Annotated in this window: 1 protein-coding gene; it reads right to left on the reverse strand. The window is 44.9% G+C overall.

Going from position 1 to position 557, the window contains the following annotated elements; all coding sequences use genetic code 11:
- Positions 1–142: 142 nt before the first annotated feature.
- Positions 143–557 (reverse strand): DUF6515 family protein (locus R7093_RS27275; protein ID WP_318147285.1); only part of this gene is annotated, 415 nt, incomplete at its 5' end.

Below are 557 nucleotides of genomic sequence, written 5' to 3' on the forward strand. Positions count from 1 at the left end.
CGTTTCTTGAAGTTCTTACTACTCAGAGGTAAACCACGCATTCCTGAGTTCGACGCGTTTTACTGATGTATGTGCATGAATAATCAAAAGTAGACCCCGCCAATCGGCGGGGTTTGTATTAGTTATGTACAAACTTGATTACTTACAAAGGTGATTCAACGACTACATATTTACGATCTGCCCTAAGTGGCGCAAACCATGTGTCTTGGTATTTGAAATAGCTTTGCCCGTCTATCACTATCGTCTGCTTGGTGTGGGGAAGTGAGTCAACAATTTCGCCAAGCTTATAAGGGCTTGGGGTTTTCCTAGTGATGGTTTTGCTTGCCTCTGTTGTCGTAGTGCTCACTTGGTTAGGAGAGGCAGAATAAGAGTTGGGTGAGGTTGTCACAGTACTTAAGCTCGTTGTTGTTGACGCTGAGTTAGGTAAAACATCACTACCACTGATGACTGTGTAATTTCCGGCTGGTGGGTTTTGGACATACACGTAACGACTGCCGCGCTGTTGATAATAGGCGTCTTGCACAATGGCATAGGTCACTCCAGCGAAAATCGCAAAC

The sequence above is a fragment of the Vibrio sp. 1580 genome, assembly GCF_033340055.1.